The 19,696-nt window shown below is 59.5% G+C and carries 19 protein-coding genes and 1 pseudogene; 12 read left to right on the top strand and 8 right to left on the bottom strand.

Features of this window, described 5'->3' with window-relative positions:
• Positions 1-127: 127 nt before the first annotated feature.
• From paaA to ACSQ1X_RS16385, 6 genes are read left to right on the top strand one after another with little or no spacing between them, the layout of a single operon-like run.
• Complete coding sequence (gene paaA / locus ACSQ1X_RS16410; protein ID WP_055804578.1) at positions 128-1,135, top strand: 1,2-phenylacetyl-CoA epoxidase subunit PaaA; 1,008 nt, start codon at positions 128-130, stop codon at positions 1,133-1,135.
• On the top strand, positions 1,132-1,434 hold the full coding sequence (gene paaB, locus ACSQ1X_RS16405; RefSeq protein WP_436058426.1) for a 1,2-phenylacetyl-CoA epoxidase subunit PaaB: 303 nt from the start codon (positions 1,132-1,134) through the stop codon (positions 1,432-1,434). The genes paaA and paaB overlap by 4 nt, the downstream gene beginning before the upstream one ends.
• The gene (paaC, locus tag ACSQ1X_RS16400; RefSeq protein ID WP_436058425.1) at positions 1,431-2,351 is read left to right on the top strand and encodes a 1,2-phenylacetyl-CoA epoxidase subunit PaaC; all 921 of its coding nucleotides are present in this window, start codon (positions 1,431-1,433) and stop codon (positions 2,349-2,351) included. The genes paaB and paaC overlap by 4 nt, the downstream gene beginning before the upstream one ends.
• A 2-nt stretch (positions 2,352-2,353) precedes the next feature.
• Positions 2,354-2,905, top strand: a complete 552-nt coding sequence (gene paaD, locus ACSQ1X_RS16395) for a 1,2-phenylacetyl-CoA epoxidase subunit PaaD (protein WP_055804572.1) — start codon at positions 2,354-2,356, stop codon at positions 2,903-2,905.
• A gap of 15 nt (positions 2,906-2,920) precedes the next feature.
• A complete protein-coding gene (gene paaE, locus ACSQ1X_RS16390) occupies positions 2,921-4,147 on the top strand; it encodes a 1,2-phenylacetyl-CoA epoxidase subunit PaaE (RefSeq protein ID WP_436058424.1) in 1,227 nt (408 codons plus the stop codon).
• 41 nt (positions 4,148-4,188) lie between these two features.
• Complete coding sequence (locus ACSQ1X_RS16385) at positions 4,189-4,971, top strand: enoyl-CoA hydratase/isomerase family protein (protein WP_436058423.1); 783 nt, start codon at positions 4,189-4,191, stop codon at positions 4,969-4,971.
• 2 nt (positions 4,972-4,973) lie between these two features.
• Here the strand turns inward: ACSQ1X_RS16385 and ACSQ1X_RS16380 are convergent, their stop codons facing one another.
• Complete coding sequence (locus ACSQ1X_RS16380; protein ID WP_436058422.1) at positions 4,974-5,852, bottom strand: hypothetical protein; 879 nt, start codon at positions 5,850-5,852, stop codon at positions 4,974-4,976.
• A 281-nt stretch (positions 5,853-6,133) separates the two neighbouring features.
• On the opposite strand from ACSQ1X_RS16380, the gene galU reads away from it, so the two are divergent.
• Positions 6,134-7,027, top strand: coding sequence for a UTP--glucose-1-phosphate uridylyltransferase GalU (galU, locus tag ACSQ1X_RS16375; RefSeq protein ID WP_347898788.1), 894 nt, complete (start codon positions 6,134-6,136; stop codon positions 7,025-7,027).
• Between the two features lie 9 nt (positions 7,028-7,036).
• Here the strand turns inward: galU and ACSQ1X_RS16370 are convergent, their stop codons facing one another.
• The 7 genes from ACSQ1X_RS16370 to gmd all read right to left on the bottom strand — a co-directional run bounded on the left by ACSQ1X_RS16370 (position 7,037) and on the right by gmd (position 15,304).
• On the bottom strand, positions 7,037-7,456 hold the full coding sequence (locus ACSQ1X_RS16370; RefSeq protein ID WP_436058421.1) for a VanZ family protein: 420 nt from the start codon (positions 7,454-7,456) through the stop codon (positions 7,037-7,039).
• A 343-nt stretch (positions 7,457-7,799) separates the two neighbouring features.
• A complete protein-coding gene (locus ACSQ1X_RS16365; protein ID WP_436058420.1) occupies positions 7,800-8,399 on the bottom strand; it encodes an LPXTG cell wall anchor domain-containing protein in 600 nt (199 codons plus the stop codon).
• A gap of 172 nt (positions 8,400-8,571) precedes the next feature.
• A complete protein-coding gene (locus ACSQ1X_RS16360) occupies positions 8,572-10,437 on the bottom strand; it encodes a DUF4012 domain-containing protein (protein ID WP_436058419.1) in 1,866 nt (621 codons plus the stop codon).
• A gap of 11 nt (positions 10,438-10,448) precedes the next feature.
• Positions 10,449-11,762 carry a UDP-glucose dehydrogenase family protein gene (locus ACSQ1X_RS16355; RefSeq protein WP_436058418.1) on the bottom strand — a complete coding sequence of 438 codons (1,314 nt, stop codon included), beginning with the start codon at positions 11,760-11,762 and terminating at the stop codon, positions 10,449-10,451.
• A gap of 43 nt (positions 11,763-11,805) precedes the next feature.
• Entirely contained in the window at positions 11,806-13,242 is a 1,437-nt protein-coding gene (locus ACSQ1X_RS16350) for a sugar transferase (RefSeq protein WP_436058417.1), read from the bottom strand.
• Positions 13,243-13,301: 59 nt separating this feature from the next.
• Positions 13,302-14,276 carry a GDP-L-fucose synthase family protein gene (locus tag ACSQ1X_RS16345; RefSeq protein WP_436058416.1) on the bottom strand — a complete coding sequence of 325 codons (975 nt, stop codon included), beginning with the start codon at positions 14,274-14,276 and terminating at the stop codon, positions 13,302-13,304.
• Positions 14,276-15,304, bottom strand: a complete 1,029-nt coding sequence (gene gmd, locus ACSQ1X_RS16340) for a GDP-mannose 4,6-dehydratase (RefSeq protein ID WP_436058415.1) — start codon at positions 15,302-15,304, stop codon at positions 14,276-14,278. The genes ACSQ1X_RS16345 and gmd overlap by 1 nt, the downstream gene beginning before the upstream one ends.
• Positions 15,305-15,610: 306 nt before the next feature.
• On the opposite strand from gmd, the gene ACSQ1X_RS16335 reads away from it, so the two are divergent.
• From ACSQ1X_RS16335 to ACSQ1X_RS16315, 5 genes and pseudogenes are all read left to right on the top strand, one after another.
• Positions 15,611-16,345 (top strand): WecB/TagA/CpsF family glycosyltransferase, encoded by a 735-nt coding sequence (locus ACSQ1X_RS16335; RefSeq protein WP_436058414.1) that lies wholly within the window; start codon positions 15,611-15,613, stop codon positions 16,343-16,345.
• Positions 16,346-16,521: 176 nt separating this feature from the next.
• Positions 16,522-16,971 carry an acyltransferase gene (locus ACSQ1X_RS16330; RefSeq protein ID WP_436058413.1) on the top strand — a complete coding sequence of 150 codons (450 nt, stop codon included), beginning with the start codon at positions 16,522-16,524 and terminating at the stop codon, positions 16,969-16,971.
• A complete protein-coding gene (locus tag ACSQ1X_RS16325; RefSeq protein WP_436058412.1) occupies positions 16,968-18,092 on the top strand; it encodes a glycosyltransferase family 4 protein in 1,125 nt (374 codons plus the stop codon). Before ACSQ1X_RS16330 ends, ACSQ1X_RS16325 begins: the two co-directional genes overlap by 4 nt.
• Positions 18,089-18,943, top strand: coding sequence for a glycosyltransferase family 2 protein (locus ACSQ1X_RS16320; protein ID WP_436058411.1), 855 nt, complete (start codon positions 18,089-18,091; stop codon positions 18,941-18,943). Before ACSQ1X_RS16325 ends, ACSQ1X_RS16320 begins: the two co-directional genes overlap by 4 nt.
• Positions 18,944-19,155: 212 nt before the next feature.
• Positions 19,156-19,641 (top strand): annotated as a pseudogene (locus ACSQ1X_RS16315) (glycosyltransferase family 4 protein); the annotation flags it as partial.
• Positions 19,642-19,696 lie beyond the last annotated feature (55 nt).

Here is a 19,696-nt window from a genome sequence, read left to right as displayed (position 1 = left end):
TCGCACTGCCGCGTCAGGCACAAAATCAACCCCACCAAGAGCACCCGGTGCTTGACGCATCTCACGGCTTCCGCATATCCTGAACGAACGGTCGGTAATTATTTATCGGATATGCATAGGAGCAACCATGGCAACGCAGACCCTGCAGTCAGTGCCCGCTGAGCTGACACCTGAACAGCTGGAAGAGGCAGCCCGGCACGAGGCTGAAGGTCAGGCGTACTTTGACCGCGTCATGGCGGAGGATTCGCGCATCGAACCCCGCGACTGGATGCCGGCTGCCTACCGCAAAACCCTCATCCGGCAGATCTCGCAGCACGCGCACTCGGAGATCATCGGCATGCAGCCGGAAGCCAACTGGATTTCCCGCGCCCCCAGCCTGAAGCGCAAGGCCATCCTCATGGCCAAGGTCCAGGACGAGGCCGGCCACGGCCTGTACCTGTACTCCGCCGCCGAGACCCTGGGCCAGCCGCGCGACCAAATGATGCAGGACCTGATGGACGGCAAGGCCAAGTACTCCTCCATCTTCAACTACCCCGCACGCACCTGGGCGGACATGGGAGCCATCGGCTGGATGGTGGACGGCGCCGCGATCGCCAACCAGGTTCCGCTGTGCCGCGCATCCTTCGGCCCCTACGGCCGGGCCATGGTCCGTGTCTGCAAGGAAGAATCCTTCCACCAGCGCCAGGGCTTCGAGATCCTGCTGGAACTCTCGCACGGCACCCCCGAGCAGAAGCAGATGGCCCAGGAGGCCGTGAACCGCTGGTACGCCCCGGCCCTGATGATGTTCGGCCCGCCGGATGACGATTCACCCAACTCCAAGCAGTCCATGGCCTGGAACATCAAGCGCTTCAGCAACGACGAGCTCCGCAACCGCTTCGTCGGCATGATGATGGAGCAGGTCAAGGTCCTGGACCTCACCCTTCCGGACAAGGACATCCGTTTCAATGAAGAAACCAAGAAATGGGAGCACGGCCCGCTGGACTGGGACGAGTTCCACGAGGTCCTGAAGGGCCGCGGCCCCTGCAACGCCCAGCGTTTGGAACGTCGCCGCGAAGCACACGAGAACGGTACCTGGGTGCGCGAAGCCGCCGCAGCGTACGCCCGCAAGCAAGCAGAGAAGGAATCCGCAGCATGAATCCCCAAACTCCCGCCGGCAACGTCTGGCCTATCTGGGAAGTCTTTGTACGCTCCAGCCGCGGCCTGTCCCACGTACACGCCGGGTCCTTGCACGCGCCGGACGCAGCGATGGCGCTGCGCAACGCCCGTGACCTGTACACCCGCCGCAACGAGGGCGTGTCCATCTGGGTTGTCCCCGCGGACGCCATCGCTTCCAGCGATCCGGATGCCAAGGGCGCCTTCTTCGAATCGCCGCAGGGCAAGGACTACCGGCACGCGACGTATTACACCAAGAGCGAGGGCGTGAAGCACCTGTGAGCACCTCACCGGCAACCACTGAAGAAACAGGCGGCCACGGGGACATCTCCGTGGGCGTCGCCACCGCCGGCACCAGCGGAGACGCCACCGCCAGCGCCACCCGCATCACGCCGGGCAACGCGCTCCGCCCGGAGGACATCGCGCTCGCCGTCAGCCGCGGCACCGCCAAGCCCACCGAGGACGTGGCCGAGTTCGCGCTACGCCTGGGCGACGACGCACTGATCCTGGCCCAGCGCCTGGGCCACTGGATCTCCCGCGCCCCCGAGCTGGAGGAGGACATCGCCCTGGGCAACATCGCCCTGGACCAGCTGGGCCACGCCCGCTCCTTCCTCAGCTACGCCGGCGGACTCAACGGCAAGAGCGAGGACGACCTCGCCTACTTCCGCTCCGAGGACGAGTTCCGCTCCGTGGAACTCTTCGAGCAGCCCAACGGGGACTTCGCCGTCACCATCGCCCGGCAGTTCGTGGTGAGCTACTACCAGTTCGAGCTCTACAGCCGGCTGACGCACTCCACGGACGCCACCCTGGCCGGCATCGCCGCCAAGGCAGTGAAGGAAGTGGACTACCACCGGGACCACAGCGCCCAGTGGGTGCTGCGCCTGGCCCTCGGCACGGACGAATCGCGCCGCAAGATGATCCACGGCTTCAAGGTCATCTGGCCGTACGTTGACGAACTGTTTGCCGACGACGAACTCACCGCCCGCCTCGCGGCGGCGGGTGCCGCCGTCGAGCCTTCCAGCCTCCGCGCTGACTTTGACCGGCTCACCGGCGAGGTCCTGGCCGAGGCCGAGTTGGACGTCCCGCAGGTTCCGGCCGCCCTCGGCGGCGGACGCCGCGGCAAGCACTCCGAACACCTGGGCTACATGCTGGCCGAGATGCAGGTGCTGGCCCGCCAGCACCCCGGAGCGAGCTGGTAGCCATGTACGTCAGCCACCCCACCGCGGAGAGCGACCGCAAGGAAGCGAAGACTCCGGAGCAGAAGGCCTGGGACCTCGCCGCCACGGTGTGCGATCCCGAGATCCCGGTGCTCACCATTGCGGATCTGGGCATCCTGCGCGATGTGAAGCTGTTCGACGACGGCGGCATGGTGCCCGCCGTCCAGGTCACCATCACGCCCACGTACTCGGGCTGCCCGGCCATGGACGCCATCCGCGATGACCTCAACGCGGTGTTCGCCAAGGAGGGCTACCCCAACGTGCACGTGGAGCTGGTGCTCAGCCCGGCGTGGACCACGGACTGGATGACCGAGTCCGGCAAGGCCAAGCTGCAGGAGTACGGCATCGCGCCGCCCAGCGGCCACAGCAATGCAGTTCGCCACGCCGGGCCCGTCCGCCTGAGCCTGGCCGTCAAATGCCCGCAGTGTTCATCGTTGAACACCAAGGAACTCACCCGCTTCGGTTCCACCTCCTGCAAGGCGCTGTACGTCTGCCAGGACTGCAAGGAACCGTTCGACTACTTCAAAGTTTTGTAAGGAACAGGTGCTCCCATGACTGTTGTCCGCCAGACTGCCGCCGAACAGGCCACGGCCACCGGCCGCCGTCGTGCGTCCTTCCACACGCTGACGGTGGCGGAAGTCCGCCGGCTCACAGATGATGCCATCGAAGTGACGTTCGGGGTTCCGGCGGAGCTTGCCGGCCAGTACGACTACCTGCCGGGCCAGTACGTGGCCCTGCGCACCACCATGCCGGATGAGAACGGCCAGCCGCACGAGGTGCGCCGCAGCTACTCCATCTGCGCCGAGCCGCGCAGCTTCGCAGACGGCACCAGCGAAATCCGCGTGGCCATCAAGAAGGACCTGGGCGGGCTGTTCTCCACGTGGGCGAACGCTGAACTGAAGGCCGGCGACCAGCTGGACGTGATGAGCCCCATGGGCGCGTTCGTCTCCAAGCACGGCCGCGACGGCAAGACCGTTGAGCAGAACGTCATGAACTCCATGAACCACCCGGAGGACCTGGCGGGGGAGCCCGGCAGCTTCGTGGCCATCGCCGCCGGTTCCGGCATCACCCCGGTGATCGCCATTGCCCGCACGCTGCTGGCGGCCAACCCGGAAACCCGCTTCGACCTGATCTACGCCAACAAGGCCGCCATGGACGTGATGTTCCTGGAGGAACTGGCGGACCTGAAGGACAAATACCCGAGCCGACTGGCCCTGCACCACGTGCTGTCCCGCGAGCAGCGCATCGCGCCGCTGCTGAGCGGAAGGATCGACGCCGAGAAGCTCCAGGCGCTGCTGGGCACCGCCATCCACGCGGACGACGTGGACGAGTGGTTCCTGTGCGGGCCGTTCGAGCTGGTGCAGCTGTGCCGCGACACCCTGGCAGCCCGCGGCGTGCAGCCGGAGCATGTGCGCTTCGAGCTGTTCACTTCCGGCAAGCCGGACCGCCCCGAGGGCAACATCGGCCGCCCGGTGATCGCGGACGAGTCCAAGGCGACGTACAAGATCACGTTCAAGCTGGACGGCCTCGAGGGCAAGGTGGAGAGCCCCACCCATGCACGCGAATCCATCCTCAACGCCGCCCTGCGCGTGCGCCCGGACGTGCCGTTCGCGTGCGCCGGGGGAGTGTGCGGCACGTGCCGCGCCAAGGTGGTCACGGGTGCCGTCACGATGGACGAGAACTACGCCCTGGAGCAGGATGAGCTGGACAAGGGCTACGTGCTCACCTGCCAGTCCCACCCCACCACCCCGGACGTCACGGTCGACTTCGACGTCTAAGCCTTTCCAACCCGGCTGTCACGGCCACGAACAGGAGCCCCATGATCTCCCTCTCCATCGCCGACGGCATCGCCGAGGTTGTGCTGAACGCCCCGCACAAGCTGAACTCACTGGACGAGCAGGCGCTGAAGGATTTAACCCAGGCGTACGACGACGCCGCTGCCGCCGCCTCGCGCGGTGAGGTGCGGGCGCTGCTACTCAGGGGAGAGGGACGCGCCTTCTGCGCCGGCCGGGACATTGCCGGCGTGACGCCGGAGACGGACGACGTCCAGGGCTACCTGGGCGGGCTTCTGCAGCCTCTGCTGCAGAAGATGACAGCATTCCCGGCTCCCACGTTTGCGGCGGCGCAGGGCGCTTGCCTGGGTGTGGGGCTGGGCCTGCTGCTGGCCACGGACGTGGTGTACGTGGCGGAGGACGCCAAGTTCGGTTCGCCGTTCGCCAAGCTGGGCGCCACGCTGGATTCCGGCGGGCACTGGTACTTCACCGAGCGGCTGGGCATGCACCGCACGCTGGACCTGATCTACACGGCCGAGCTGATGAGTGGCGCCGAGGCCGTGGCGCAGGGCATGTTCAGCCGTGCCATGCCCAAGGGGGAGCTGCTGGAAAACACCCGCGGCATCGTGGCGAAGGTTGCCACGGGAGCCACGGGTGCCTTCAACGCCAGCAAGGACCTGGTGGCCCACATCCGCGACCAGCGCCTTGGCCTCTGGGAGGCCATGGAGGAAGAAAACGCGGAGCAGGCCCGGCTGTGCAAGTCCGAGGACTACGCAGAGGGCTTCAAGGCGTTCCAGGAGAAGCGGACCCCGGTCTTCAAGAACCGGTGAAACTAAACCGCCGGATCGTCAACCATGGTGACGCTGCCCGTCAGTTCCGTCCACACGTCTGATTCTGTCGGCATGTTGGCAGGGCAGGCGAGGTCGAGTTCCATCAGTCCGGTTCCGGACGGCATGGCGCGCACGGCGAGCCGGACCACCAGGTCCACGTCGATCTTGTTCTTGAACCGCAGCTCGGCTTCCTGCAGCTCGATCACGCGGCCGTCCGCATTCCGCAGTTTGGTGTAGAGCGACTCAGCGTCGGTCACTACGGTGACCGGGGAGGCGGCTGCTTTTTTGACGCCCTCAATTTCCGCCTGCATGGAGGCTTTCGTTGCCTCCTCATCCGTGACGGCACCGCTGGGCGGCAGGACCGCCTGGTGGGTGGTGAAGAGGCAGGGGTTGTCGCTGCTGCGGTACTGGGTGGTGCCGTCCTTGGCGTCGGACATAGTCCACCCGGCGGGCAGCTGGACAGACCAGACGGGCGGCGAGGTGAAGTCGGCGTCCTGGAAGATGTACAGGTCTTCGTCGCCGGAGGCTGCGGCCGAGGACTCGTCGGTAGTGGCTTCCTCGGTTGCTTCGGCAGATGCAGAACTGCCGGTGCTCTCCGTGGGTGCAGGGGCCGGTTCCCGCTCTTTAGCTGAACCGAGGCCGCCGAGGGCCATCACGCCGGCGACTGCCAGGACTGCCACCACACCGACGCCGCTGGCCACCCAACCCCAGACGGGGAAACCGCCCTTGGGCGGAGGCGGGCCGTAGGGAGGCTGGTTGAAGTTGTACTGGTCCGCGCGCGGGGGGTACGGCGGCTGGCCATGGGCCTGCTGGTCTGGGTAGCCGGGCTGGTTCTGTTGGCCGGGCTGCTGCCATCCGTTGTGCACCGGCTGCTGCGGCATGCCAGGCTGCTGGTCGATATTCAAAATGTCCCCCAATATATTTGTAAATGGTGCAACCAGAAGTATGTCCTTGTAAGGGAAATCCCTGCGATGGGCAGGTGTACCCATCGGTGGTTGAGCCGGGCCCACGCTGACGGGGGTCCTCGGCTGAGCTTGCGAAGTTGGGGAGTCGGTGGGGAGCGAAACCGCCGGTGATTGAGCTCGTCGAAATCGTCCAAACCGACCGTCGTAATCTCAGCAGCGAATTGCCAGTTTCCACAATCGATTTGTATGGTTCAGCTATGACTTTGGGGAAATCAGTAAGAAAAGCCGTCATTCCTGCTGCCGGTTTGGGAACTCGCTTCCTGCCCGCAACCAAGGCGATGCCGAAGGAAATGTTGCCGGTTGTCGACCAGCCCGCAATCCAGTACGTGGTGGAAGAAGCCGTTAAAGCTGGCTTGGATGATCTCCTGATGATCACGGGCCGCTCGAAGCGCGCTCTGGAAGACCACTTTGACCGGGCCCCGGCTCTGGAGCGCACCTTGGAGCTGAAAGGCGACCTGGAGCGGCTGGAGGCCGTTCAGCACGCGTCCAGCCTCGCGCCGCTGCACTACCTGCGGCAGGGAGACCCGAAGGGCCTGGGCCACGCGGTGCTGTGCGCCCGCCAGCACGTCGGGAACGAGCCGTTTGCAGTCCTGCTGGGCGACGACCTCATTGATGCCCAGGAGGACCTCCTGAGCATCATGATCGATGTCCAGGCCAAGACCGGCGGTTCCGTGATCGCCCTGATCGAAGTGGACCCGTCGCAGATCAGTGCCTACGGCTGCGCGGACATTACTCCTGTGGACGGCGAGAACTACTTCCAGGTGAACCGGCTGGTTGAGAAGCCGTCAGTGGATGAGGCTCCGTCTAACCTCGCCGTTATCGGCCGTTACGTGCTGCACCCCGCTGTGTTTGACGTCCTCGAAGAAACTGAGCCGGGCCGTGGCGGAGAGATCCAGCTGACGGATGCCCTGCAGACTCTGGCCACCACCGAGGGCGAGGGCGGCGGCGTGTACGGCGTGGTCTTCCGCGGGCGCCGCTACGACACCGGAGACAAGCTCAGCTACATCAAGGCTGTTATCTCGATTGCCTCGGAGCGCGTGGACTTCGGTGAAGAATTGAAGACGTGGATGAAGGAATTCGTGAACGAGTAAGTCGGTTCATCAATCGCTTCCCGACAGGCTCAACGCCACCTGGCGTTGAGCCTGTCGGTCTTTAAACGCCCGCATTCCAGCCCGAACCGCCAAGGCCCCGATGACACAGCCGGCCGTATTTGTGACAAGGTCCAGCGGGCTCGCGGAACGATCATGAAGAAAGAGCTGCTGCCCCAGCTCCATGCAGCCGGAGACCATCAGACCGAAGGCGCCAAGCTGCCAAAGCCGTTTTCTCGGTAATGCGTGTGAAGCCACTGCTCCGAGCGGCACGAATAGCACCACGTTGGCCGTGGCTTCGATGAACGAGTAATTTACCCAGCCGGGAATTCCCAGGGCGTGGATGAGGAAAAGAAATCCCGCAAGCTCGCCCTGGACGGGTTTGTCTACGGGGCTGGGCCAGAAGGCTACCAGAGCCAGCGGCACCATCATGGCTACGAGGCATCCCCGCCAAAGCTGAGGCTGCTCGAGGCGCTTCAAGCAGGCCTCAGGACGTCCGGAGAAGCGCCAGGGCTGCCACTACCAGTGAAGCGATGGCTAGGAGTCCCAAGAGGATATGGGGGAGTGCTTGTGGAGGGGGAAGCGGTATTGCGATATCGAATTGCCAGCGTGGCCTGCGCCAATGTCTCCCCATGCCACTAATAAGTACCACACTTGGTGGTTGAGTAATTTCAACGTCGGTGGTTGAGCTTGTCGAAACCTTAAAAGCAGAGGGTGGGTGGTTCTCCGGCTTCCCGGAGCCCACCCACCCTCTTTGGTGCTTGTTGGTTCAGCCTTACGCTGCGGCCTCAGCCTTGGCGCGGCGGCGAACGACGACAACCGAGGTTGCACCGGCAGCCAGTGCGCCTGCGCCCACCAGGGACCAGAGAACCAGGCTGGCGTCTGCACCGGTGTTGGCAAGGCCGGTTCCGGTGTTTGCCAGCGGGGCACCGCCGGTGTTTGCCAGGCCGGCGCCTTCAACGGTGACCGTTGCTGATTCGCTCTTTCCGGAGGTCAGACCCGTCGCGGTCAGCGTGAAGGTGCCAGTTTCGTTGATGCTCAGCGGGAAAGCGAAGCTGCCGTCAGAAGCCGCCGTGGTGGAGAACGTCTGCGGTGCCAACGGAAGGGTGATCTTGCCGGAGACCGTGCGGCTGCCGTTGGAGACGCTACCGGCAGCGCCGGGGGCGCCCGTCGGCGTAACCGTGATGGACAACGGCTCGTTGTTGAAGAAGGCCGCTGCGCGGCCACGGAAGGTGAACGTCTCGCCCGGACCCGGTGAGGCGTTGCTTACTGCTACTACAGCAGCCGGTGCCGGGTACTGTGCTGCGACGGCCGGAACGGCGCCGATAAGTGCGATGGAACCTGCAAGTGCGATTGCTGCAAGTGATTTCTTCATGAGTCCCCCTGAGACCGTAAATACGATGTGTCACGTGATTGGTGGAGATTTCCGAGACCGTCGAGTGACCGTAGGTTGAAATCTCATTTGCTGTGCCCAAGTAGACGTTAGCATCCCGTGACGTGTGTTACCAAAGTGAATCCAGTCGCTTTACATATTGTTAACGCGATGTCTACTTTTCCGGCGCGCATTCGGCATGTTTCGTGGGGCGGACCACATCTCTGACAGGCTGGACGGTCGGCGTGACAACCAAGGTGGGTTCCGTGTGTTGGACAATTTTTCCGAACGTCAATTCCACAGTGCTGCTTTGTCCGGGCGCCAAAGTAACGGTCACGGATCCGACGGGCCGGTTGCTGTGTCTGTGTGCCGCGAAATCTGTCTTCTTGTCGTCAACCATTGCGGTTTCGATGTTGGCTTGGGCAGGACCGTAGGCAATAACATTTGTCTGAACTGTCCCTGGAGGTATTCCAAAGACGCCGTCGCCAGTCACGTAAGCAGGTAGGGACTTTGCGGCGTCCGCGGGGGCGGTGTTAGTGCTTGTAATCCGGACTTTCACTTGCCTATAGTCATCACCTGTGCACTCTGCAACGAGTTGAACCGTCCGCTTAACGTAGTAATCCATTTTCGCGCCAGTGCCATCGTTGAAGTAGACGCCGAACTGGGCGGGAGAGACGCTGGGCCCCACGATTGAGCCGCTCAGGGGATACTTGGCGATATTGGACTGTTCATCAGTATTGCCGGACCACAGTAAAACTCGTCCCTCTGCGGTTCCCCGAGTCATTCCGTCGACGAGTGCCTTGGCGTCACCTTTGCCGCTGGACAGTGCCGCGAAGATTTCTTGTGCCACACCAGCAAAGTATGCATCCTGCAATTTCGGCTGTTCGATCTTGGCATACACGTCGGACAGCAAGGTCTGCACAACATTTTTGCCGGTCAACTCTGTTGGCAACCCACGGCCCAAAGCTATTAGCTCTGGTTTGCTGATTTTGATCGGGCCAGTGGCGTCCAAAATGTAACCCAGCGCTACAGGGTCCATCGAGATCACTCCGTCGACTCGTTGTCCTGTTTTTTTCTCCCACATTGCCTGGGCAGTGCTGGCGGTGGTGGGAAAATCAGGGGTGAGGTTGACGTCTTGCATGTACTTGCCGAGGCGTCCCGAGTAGATCTGTTGCTGTTCGGCATCGACGGGCAAAGTTGGTTGCATGATGCCAACATCTCCGGCGCTGCTCTGCGCGCCGAGCGAGAGTTTCCCTTGATCGAGTGTTAATACTGCAAGAGCTCCCGGAATGCCGCCGGAGGCGCGGGCTTCCGCATTGTTCTGGATGACGAGCAAGTAGTTGCGCGGGCCTTGGGCGCCCAACATCTTAGGGCCAATTTTTGAGGCATCGGCCGAAGCGTCCAACGCTCCGGTCACTGCCTTGAGTTGCTCGCGTGCTCGCGCTAATGGTTCAGCCACTTGAGGCAAGAGATTGCTGGTATCAATTCGCTCGAGACGATCTGCAGTTACTCGGACGGCATGGGCTGCAGACACGACGTTCGGGGATGCTTTTTGGAGGGGGTTCAGATTGGTTCCGGCGCTGCTCGGCATCAGGCTGTCCCAATTCAAGGATTCGAAGACCTTGACCAGCGGTGCGACGCCCAGAGTGGAGACGTCGTCAGATGAACGCGCAACTTCAGCGACGGCACTGAAGTTGGGACCCAGCCCTGGGGCGACCGAGGCTAAAGTCCAGATTGGGTCTCCAACAGCATCACGCGCCGCTCGAGTATGGGATTGAATCTGATCAACTGTAGTTGTGGCATCTTCCGGCTTGTTTTCCGAGATATTCGCTTTCAGCACAGGTATTAACTGGGCAGCCGCCTCCAGCTCGTTCTTGACGATGGTCGCTCTTGTAGCCAACCAAGCTCCAGCAGCCAGCAGCAGCAGTCCCACCGCTCCAAGCACAACCGCCGAAGTGAGAAGGGCACGGCGCCGCTTGCGTTTGGTGCTGCCTTGGGGGCGGCTAGGGCTGGTGAAGGCATGGTTTTGCTCGTCGTCCATGTGAGTCATCGTTAGGGTCGTCCTAACCCGCGATAGGTCCAACCAGCGGCTCGCCACTTCTCCGAATCCAAGACATTGCGTCCATCAAGAATTCGGGGAGATTCTACACGTCTGCCAAGTTCGTATGGGTCCAGATTCTGGTATTCCTGCCACTCCGTAAGCAGGAGCAGGGCGTCAGCCTTTTCGACTGAAACGTGCGTCTCGGGTTCGTAGTGTAGTTCCGGGAATCGCTTGGCAGCGTTTGCTAGAGCCTTGGGATCCGTTACCGTCACAACGGCACCTTGCAGTTGGAGTTGCGCAGCAATACTGAGCGCAGGGGAGTCGCGAACATCGTCACTTTCCGGCTTGAATGCTGCGCCAAGAACTGTAATACGCTTGCCCAGCAGGGTGCCGCCGCACAGTTCGCGAGTTAGTTCGACCACTCGCGTCCGCCGCCGCATGTTAATGGAGTCGACTTCCCGCAGGAATGTAAGGGCTTGGTCCGCACCCAATTCGCCTGCTCGAGCCATGAATGCCCGGATGTCCTTGGGCAAGCAACCGCCACCGAAACCAATACCTGCGTTCAGAAATTTGCGTCCGATGCGGTCGTCCATGCCTATAGCGTCAGCCAACTGTGTAACGTCCGCCCCGGCAGCTTCGCAGAGCTCAGCCATTGCATTGATAAAAGAGATTTTGGTGGCTAGGAATGAGTTCGCGGCGGTCTTGACCAACTCTGCAGTTGGGTGATCTGTGACGAGACGTGGCGTTCCACCGGCGAGCGGAGCAGAGTACACCTCGTCGAGGACACTGACTGCCGGGTGATCTTCAGAGCCGTCCGAAACTCCGTACACGAATCGATCAGGACTAAGCGTGTCCGCAACAGCGTGGCCCTCCCTAAGAAATTCAGGGTTCCAAACCAAGTGAGCATCAGGCTCCTGCGCTCGTATTACGTCGGAAAGGCGAGAAGCTGTCCCAACCGGGACTGTCGATTTTCCGACAACCAGATCGCCCGGTCCTAAGTGTTCCAGAAGATCGCTAGCTGCCGCGTCGACGAAAGTCATGTCGGCACCGTTTTCTCCCTTTTTTTGAGGGGTGCCTACGCAGATGAAATGGACGCTACTGGCGGCCGCTTCTGCCATATCTGTGGTGAATGACAGCCGTCCAGAAGCCTGGACTTCCTCTAGGAGCTCGTCGAGTCCAGGCTCGTAAAAAGGTGCTTTCGAATTCGAAAGGGCGGCAATTTTAGCCTCGTCCACATCAATTCCAATTACCTGATGTCCAAGCTTTGCCATGCATGCAGCATGGACGGCCCCAAGATAGCCGCAGCCGATGACAGAGATTCGCATAGGTTTGTTCCTTCCCCAGCAAGGGTTTATCAAAAGAAATGGGTTAGTAGGCGCCGGCTCCACGGAATACAGCGCGGAATGTCCGTAAGAGGATAATGAGATCGCCAGCGAGCGACCAGTTCTCCACGTAGTAAAGGTCGAGCCGGACAGAGTCCTGCCATGAGAGGTTGGAGCGCCCACTGACCTGCCAGAGCCCAGTCAGTCCGGGTTTGACCAACAGTCGGCGTCGGACATCGTGCTCGTAAGCCGCAACCTCGGATGGGAGTGGAGGGCGTGGTCCAACCAGACTCATGGAGCCTGCAAATATGTTGAAGAGTTGCGGCAGTTCGTCCAAGCTAAACTTTCTCAGAAACCGGCCGACTCGTGTGATCCTGGGATCATTCTTCATCTTGAAGAGGACGCCGCTACCTTCGTTGTGGCGGACCAGCGTTGCTAAGCGCTGTTCTGCGTCGACCACCATGGAACGGAACTTCAACATCTGGAAATGGCTACCTTCGATTCCAACCCGGTCCTGTCGGAACAGCACGGGTCCGCGGCTGTCGGCCGCAATGGTCAACGCCACGACAACCATGATGGGCGCCGATATCATTATCAGAAGACCGGACACTACGACGTCAAATAGTCTCTTCGCCACTCGCTGACCACCCTCCAGCGTAGGTGTTGTCACGTGGATTAGCGGGAGTCCCGCGACCTGCTGTGTGTGGATGCGCGGACCCGCTATGTCAGTGAGAGCGGGAGCCATGATAAGCCCGATATTGCGTGAGGCGAGCTCCCACCCTAGATGACGCAGCGTCTGGGGGTGTAGTTGTACGCCGGCTGATACAGCCACGGCGTCCGCTCCGCATGCGTCTATTGCATCAACAATTGAACGCGCATCTGGCTTGAATCCCAGTACAGGAAGGCCCGACTCCGCCTCGAAACCGGGCCCCTCGTGCGTTCCGGGTGTGTAGGCAGCGACAGGTAGATAACCAGCATGTTTGGCTCCCTCGAGGGAGGCCGCCAGATGTGCGATGGCGCTGGGGCCCCCGAGAAGCAGTAGCCGCGACATGCTGAGACCGCGCTGACGGTTGACGCTCAGGTGCTGTCTAATGAGCCACCGGCCGAGGAGCAGGCCAATCAGCCCTGCCGGAAGCGCGACGCCGACATACCCTCGTGCGGTGTCAACTCGGAACACGTAGGACACAATAGCCACCAGTCCGAATAGCCAAAGTGAGGCCGCTGCGACGCGCTTGTATTCGTCTGGGCCGGCACCAAGGACTCGAGGCTGTCTGCTATTCCAGGCTCCGAGCATTACCCACCAAACGACGGCCAGCGCGACGGAGAGCCAGGCATAGGTGAATTCCTGACCGACGATTACGAAGTCTGGTTCGATGCCGAAGCGGATAATGAAGGCTCCCACCACGGCCCAGACTACGACAAACGCATCAACACCCCGCAAGAGGCGGGAAGATCGGAGCCTCCAGTCAGTGCCCGCAGGCATCAGATTTCCCCCACTTTAGTTAGACGCAAATGACATTGTTCCGTCACTGACGGCGTGATCTAGGTTCGGATAGATGCAGCATTTTCGCGATACCACGCGACTGTTGACCGAATGCCGTCGCTTAGGCCAATTGAAGCTGACCAGCCAGCTGAAGTCAGCTTGGAGACATCGAGCAGCTTACGAGGAGTGCCATCAGGCATTGATGTGTCCCACTGGATGTCCCCTTTATAGCCAACCGCTTCGGCAACAAGGCCCGCAAGTTCCTTAATGGTGACATCGGTGCCGGTTCCCACATTTACTTGGGAGGGTCCATCGTAGTTCTCCATCAAGTGCAAGCACGCGGCGGCCATGTCGTCGACATGAAGAAACTCACGGCGTGGCGAGCCAGTTCCCCAGTTGCGCACACTTTGCGCCCCAGACAGGGCCGCTTCGTCGTATCGCCGTATAAGCGACGGCAGGACGTGCGAGCCTTCGGGGGAGAAATTATCACCCGGCCCATACAAGTTCGTAGGCATTGCTGAGATCCAAGGCAGGCCATACTGCCTTCTTATGGCCTGTATTTGCATGATCCCGGCTATCTTGGCAATGGCGTAAGCGTCGTTTGTTGGCTCCAAATGTCCGGTCAGGAGCGCCTCCTCCCGAATCGGCTGTTGCGCGAACTTCGGATAGATGCAAGACGAGCCGAGGAACAACAGCCGATCCACGCCGTGTTCGACGGCAGCGTCCAGCACGTTCACCTGGATGCGCAAGTTATCGCTGAGGAAATCCACTGGGTACGTATTATTGGCAAGGATGCCTCCGACTTTTGCGGCGGCAAGCGCTACATAACGCGGTCTCGTCTCGGCGAAGAAATCGAAGACCGCATTGCGGTCCTTCAAGTCCAGTGCGTCCGAAGTACGTCCGATCAGATTATTGAAGCCCTCGCCTTCCAACTTTCGCCAGATAGCCGAGCCGACAAGTCCACGGTGTCCAGCGACATAAAAAGGTAATGATCGGTCCAGCTTGCCTGGAACAAAATCGAGCTCTGAATTCACTAGTTCTTCCAGCTGTCGAGATTTACAGTGTCAATCCAAGCATTGCCAGCGTGCTTCAAAGCCTCGATGTCGGCATCGACCATGATCCGGGCTAGTTCTGGCGTGTGAACTGAGGCTTTCCAACCAAGCTTTTCCTGGGCTTTGGATGCATCGCCCACCAAAGCATCTACTTCAGTCGGGCGTAGGTAACGTTCGTCGAATCTCACATGGTTTTCCCAGTTTAGACCTGCGTGTTCAAAGGAGATCTGAAGGAAGTCACGAACAGTGTAGTTTCCGCCTGTAGCCAACACGAAGTCATCAGGTTCGTCGGCTTGGAGCATTCGCCACATACCTTCGACGTATTCTGCGGCGTAGCCCCAGTCGCGGACCGCATCGAGGTTGCCCATGTAAAGCAGTTCCTGTTTGCCCGCTTTGATGGCGGCCACGGCGCGGGTAATTTTGCGGGTTACAAACGTCTCGCCGCGGCGGGGTGATTCGTGGTTGAAAAGAATACCGTTTACTGCGAACATTCCGTACGCCTCGCGGTAGTTCTTGGTAATCCAGTAGCTGTAGACCTTTGCTGCCCCATACGGCGACCGCGGATAGAACGGAGTGTCTTCGTTCTGTGGAGGCGGAGTCGCTCCAAACATTTCCGAAGAGGAGGCTTGGTAGAACCTGGTGTTGATGCCGGACATCCGTACAGCTTCGAGGAGCCGGATGGTTCCGACTCCGGTGGTGTCGGCCGTGTGTTCCGGCTCGTCGAACGATACGCGCACATGCGACTGAGCCGCCAAGTTGTAGACCTCGTCGGGATTTATCTCAGCCAGCAATGTGACCAGCCGGGCACCGTCGCTGAGGTCGCCGTAGTGCAAAAAGAGCTTTGCGCTCGGGTCATGAGGATCGACGTAAAGATGGTCGACTCGTGCTGTGTTGAATGTCGATGCCCGACGTATAAGTCCGTGCACCTCGTAGCCCTTACTCAGCAGGAGTTCTGCGAGGTAGGAACCGTCCTGCCCAGTAATGCCGGTGATTAGCGCGCGCTTGGTCATAGTGCCCCCGTGAAAGAATAATCGCGCAACCTATGGGGCCGCGCGACGATGTTAAGACTCGTAACGCCCCAATCATAGTCCCCGAGCCGGGAGTGGAAGACCACCCTCGAGACTCGGAAACTATGATGACGCAAAATGAAGCCGAAGCCTCATTGACGCAGTGACAGCGATTGGTCGCGAGATTGATATCCTTGGTCAAGTCTGTGCCGTAGTCGATGCCGCGGGCGATGGAGCTAACTTAGATATCAAGTGCCAACGGCATCCAACCAGGAGAATACTTTGTCTATATATGAGGAGGGGGTCATCATGGACAAAAGCAAGTTTGCAGGAATTCCGTTTTGTATTTCAACACCCGTCGAGGCGGTCAAATTCATTGTTGATGTTGTGGGTCGCGCCGGGGCTGGTCTCGATGTTCACTTCTTAAACGCGTACAGCATTGCGCTCTCAGAGTCGGATGCTGACTACCGCAAGTGTCTTCTCGATTCTGCCTACAACTTTCCCGACGGGAAGCCCATTTCGGTCCTAAACAGACTTCGCTCTGGTCGGCTGGTCCAAGTCCGCGGCCCCGGATTTTTCGAGAGTGTTATGGACTTCGGACGAGAATTCCGAATTCGGCACTACCTTCTTGGATCAACACCGAAAACACTCGAAAAGCTTCAGACGAATCTCGAGAATCGCTATCCGGGTATCGAGATTGTGGGAAGCTTCAGCCCTCCGTTCCGGCAGATGTCGCCGGCCGAGCAGATCGATCAAGATCAACAGATCAAAGAGTCGGGTGCTCAGATCGTATGGGTGGGTTTGGGAACGCCGAAGCAGGATTTTGAAGCGGCGCGGCTCGCGGCTGCCGGTCTGAACGCAGTGGCAATCGGTGCGGCGTTTGATTTCTCCGCCGGCACTAAAGTCGAGGCGCCGGCGTGGCTTTCGAAGGTCGGGCTCGAATGGCTATTCAGGTTCGCTACTGAGCCCAAGAGGCTATGGCGTCGATATCTCGTCGGCAATTTAGTCTTTCTGCGTGCAGCCACGCGTAAAGGTGTAATCTGACCAACTGTCACGATGGTGGTCTCGGATGGGGTCAACAGAGCGGCGACATAGCAGGAGAGAATGAGATGTTGGTCCAACGAGTAAAATCGGCAGTGCTCAGGAGTCTAGCTGTCAGGAAGAACGTCAGCGTGGGAAGAGACTTTCATGCTGGTCCTGGATCTGTAATCTGGGCTCCATTGAGTCTAGAAATCGGCGACGAGGTCTACGTAGGGAAAAACGTCACGATCGAGGTTGACGGCGAAATAGGGGACGGAGTTCTGATAGCGAATCTCGCCGGAATTGTCGGACGCAAGGATCACGATATTCATGATTTGGGAACGAGTATTCGCAGAAGTCGATGGGTCGGAAATTTTCCGCAGGATCTGAGCGCTAATACTGTCATAGGTTCGGATGTGTGGATAGGGTATGGGGCAATTGTGCTCTCTGGAGTTTCCGTGGGCGATAGTTCTATCGTGGCGGCTGGCTCCGTCGTGACGCGCGATGTTCCTGAAAACTCGATAGTTGCAGGCAATCCCGCAACTGTGATCGGCCAACGCTTTTCACCTAGCGATTTTCGAGAGCACTGGCTGCGGCTTACAATGAGTGGTCATCGTCGCCTGGTGATGAATGATCGTTGGCTCAAATGAGAGTCGCGATCATTCATCCGTGGCTTCCACAGTATCGTGTCGGTTTTTTTCGGCAACTGATAGCTCAGGGCCGCGATAAGGGTGTGGAGATCAACGTATTCTACGGTGAGACGCCGCCCGAGTGGCAGGAACGACGGGACACCATGTCGGCCGCCGGCTTTACAAAACTTGAAACCCATTTCATATCGGTTAATGGAGGCAGATCTTTCAACCGTAAAGATTTGGCGGCTGTCGAGAGAGCTGGTCAAAATGATTTGATTATCGTTGAGCAGGCGGTCCGCAATCTCGAAACATACGAACTCCTCATGAGACGCGAGCCACTAGCATTCTGGGGACATGGCAAGACTTACACAAAGAAGGTAAGTCGGCTGCAGGATTGGTTCAAGCAGTGGCTAACTCGACGTGGGAGCTGGTTCTTTGCGTACACGCCCGTAGGGGCGGAAGCCATGGCCAACTCGGGTATGGCGCGGGAGAAAATCACGGTTGTGCAGAATTCAATCGATACGAGGACCCTCCGCGAAGATCTGAGCAATGTCGATAGGGACAGTCTGGCGTCTTTCAAGATGAAGCACGATCTCCGAGGCAAGACGGCGCTGTTTGTGGGAGGCCTTGACCGCAGCAAGCGACTGCCGTTCCTGTTTGAGGCAGCGACTGAGGCAGCCAGATTGGATCCGGACTTCAGACTCCTCGTGGCCGGTTCAGGGGATGATCAAGAGTTGGCAGAGTTGGCAGCCGCCGCCAATCCGAATGTCCGCTACCTGGGGCCGGTTTTTGGCTCTGACAAGGCTCTGGCAATCGCGGCATCTCAAGTCATCGCCATGCCCGGTCGTGTTGGTTTGGTGGCGGTGGATAGCTTCACCGGTCTGACGCCGATCGTTACAACGCAGTGGAAATGGCACTCTGTGGAATTTGAGTACCTTGAGCCGTACACAAATGCGGTGATCACGGAGGACGCTGTGGATGCCTACGCTCGTGGACTTGTGGAGACTCTGCAGAATGAGAAGTTAATGGCCTCGCTCCGCGATGGCTGTGCAGAAGCGAGGGAAAAGTACACCTTGGATACCATGGTTTCTAACTTCCTCAACGGAGTCATCAGCGCATTGGAGATGCTCAGGAAATGAACTTGCATGTACTTGTTGCCTGTCACAATCGCGTGCAATTGACAGTTCAAAGCCTGAATGGCGCGTGGCGCTCCGCGCAGGCGGCTGGCATCGATATCTCGTTCACCGTCTATGATGACGGATCTACCGACGGTACTGCCGCGATCGTATCTGACCTGCCGTTTGATGTCAGTTTGATCCGAGGCGACGGATCCGCCTTCTGGGCTCGTAGCATGGCTACAGCGGAAGAGGCGTTGATGAACAGCACGCTCCTGAGCGATTTGGATCACGTGCTTTGGCTGAACGACGATGTTGTACTTGATATGGATGCCATCAATCGGCTCGCCACTTGCGCTTTGGGCAATCCTGGCTCTGTTGTGATTGGGGCTATGAGAGACCCGGATTCAGGAATAGTCTCATATTCCGGACTGCGACGCAGCGGAGCGCATCCGCTGCGATTCGATCGAGTGGGTCCCTCCGACGCGGTTCAGGACGTCGAAACTTTCAACGGCAACCTGGTGCTGGTACCAGGCCCTGTCGCTCTGCTCTTGGGTGGAATTGACGGAGACTTCTCACACGGCCTGGCTGATATAGATTACGGTCTCAGATGCATTAGAGCCGGTATCCGAGTTGTGCAAGCGCCAGGTACTTACGGCTCTTGCCCCAGGAACTCCCCTCCCAGTTCCACGACTCTTCTTCGCGAGTGGGCTCGTTTTACCGGGCCCAAAGGCGGTGGAAACTTTGGTTCCCTTCGGCGAATCCTCCGCAAAGGGAATAGAAATTCCTGGATTTTGTACATTTCTGCCACCTACGTTCTGTGGTGGATGCGGGAAGTTCAGAGAAGATTCAAGTCTCAGATCACAGCTAAGTAGAGAACCATATATTAGTATAAATCTCAGCATTTCCTGACTGGAGCTAAATGGGGGCAACTAGCTACTGGTTGTGGGGGTCAGTCTATATCCGTCCTTTATTGGAAATAGCAAAGTATCTTAAGCAACCGATCTTGAGACGGTGTTGATTGATCCCGCTTGCGGGGACCAAATCATAGACGCCGTGGTGATAACGGTGTGGGAAAGGAAATCAAATGGGCGCGCTTAAGGTCGTGCATCTCTTGGGGGCGCTGTACCCTAGCGGGATGGAGCGCATGTTGGCTTCCGCTGCTGATGAGTTTACAAATGAGGGTATTAGGGGTGTAATAATTGGCCAAGGGCCGGAACATCCCTTTCACTCCGTCTTAGTCGAGGCGGGGTACGAAGTTCATGTGATCCCCACACTGCGGTCGCTGTCTGGCTGCCGCGCGCTCGCACGAGTTCTTCGGATGGAGCGCCCAGACGTTGTCCACATTCACACGGAATCAGCTTTCCTCCCTGCGGCGCTGAGTTCACGCCTGGCGAGTAGAGCTCCCATTGTGCGGACGTTCCATAGTGTTTTTCGGCCACGTGGAAGGGCATTAATTAGCCGACGAATACAGGGATATCTGGCGGACAAGTTGGTGGCACGATTCGTTTCTCCTTCGCCTGATGTCGCTGCAAACGAGTCGAAATGGGGACGCACTTCCCAGTTGATATATAACTGGGTTTCGTCAGATTACATAGACGCCGGTAAAGCCGGTTCCCATCGGACAA

The sequence above is a fragment of the Arthrobacter sp. LjRoot78 genome (assembly GCF_964254335.1).
GTDB lineage: Bacteria > Actinomycetota > Actinomycetes > Actinomycetales > Micrococcaceae > Arthrobacter.
Note: the sequence above shows the minus strand (reverse complement) of the source record. Positions and strands in the feature narration are given on the sequence as shown.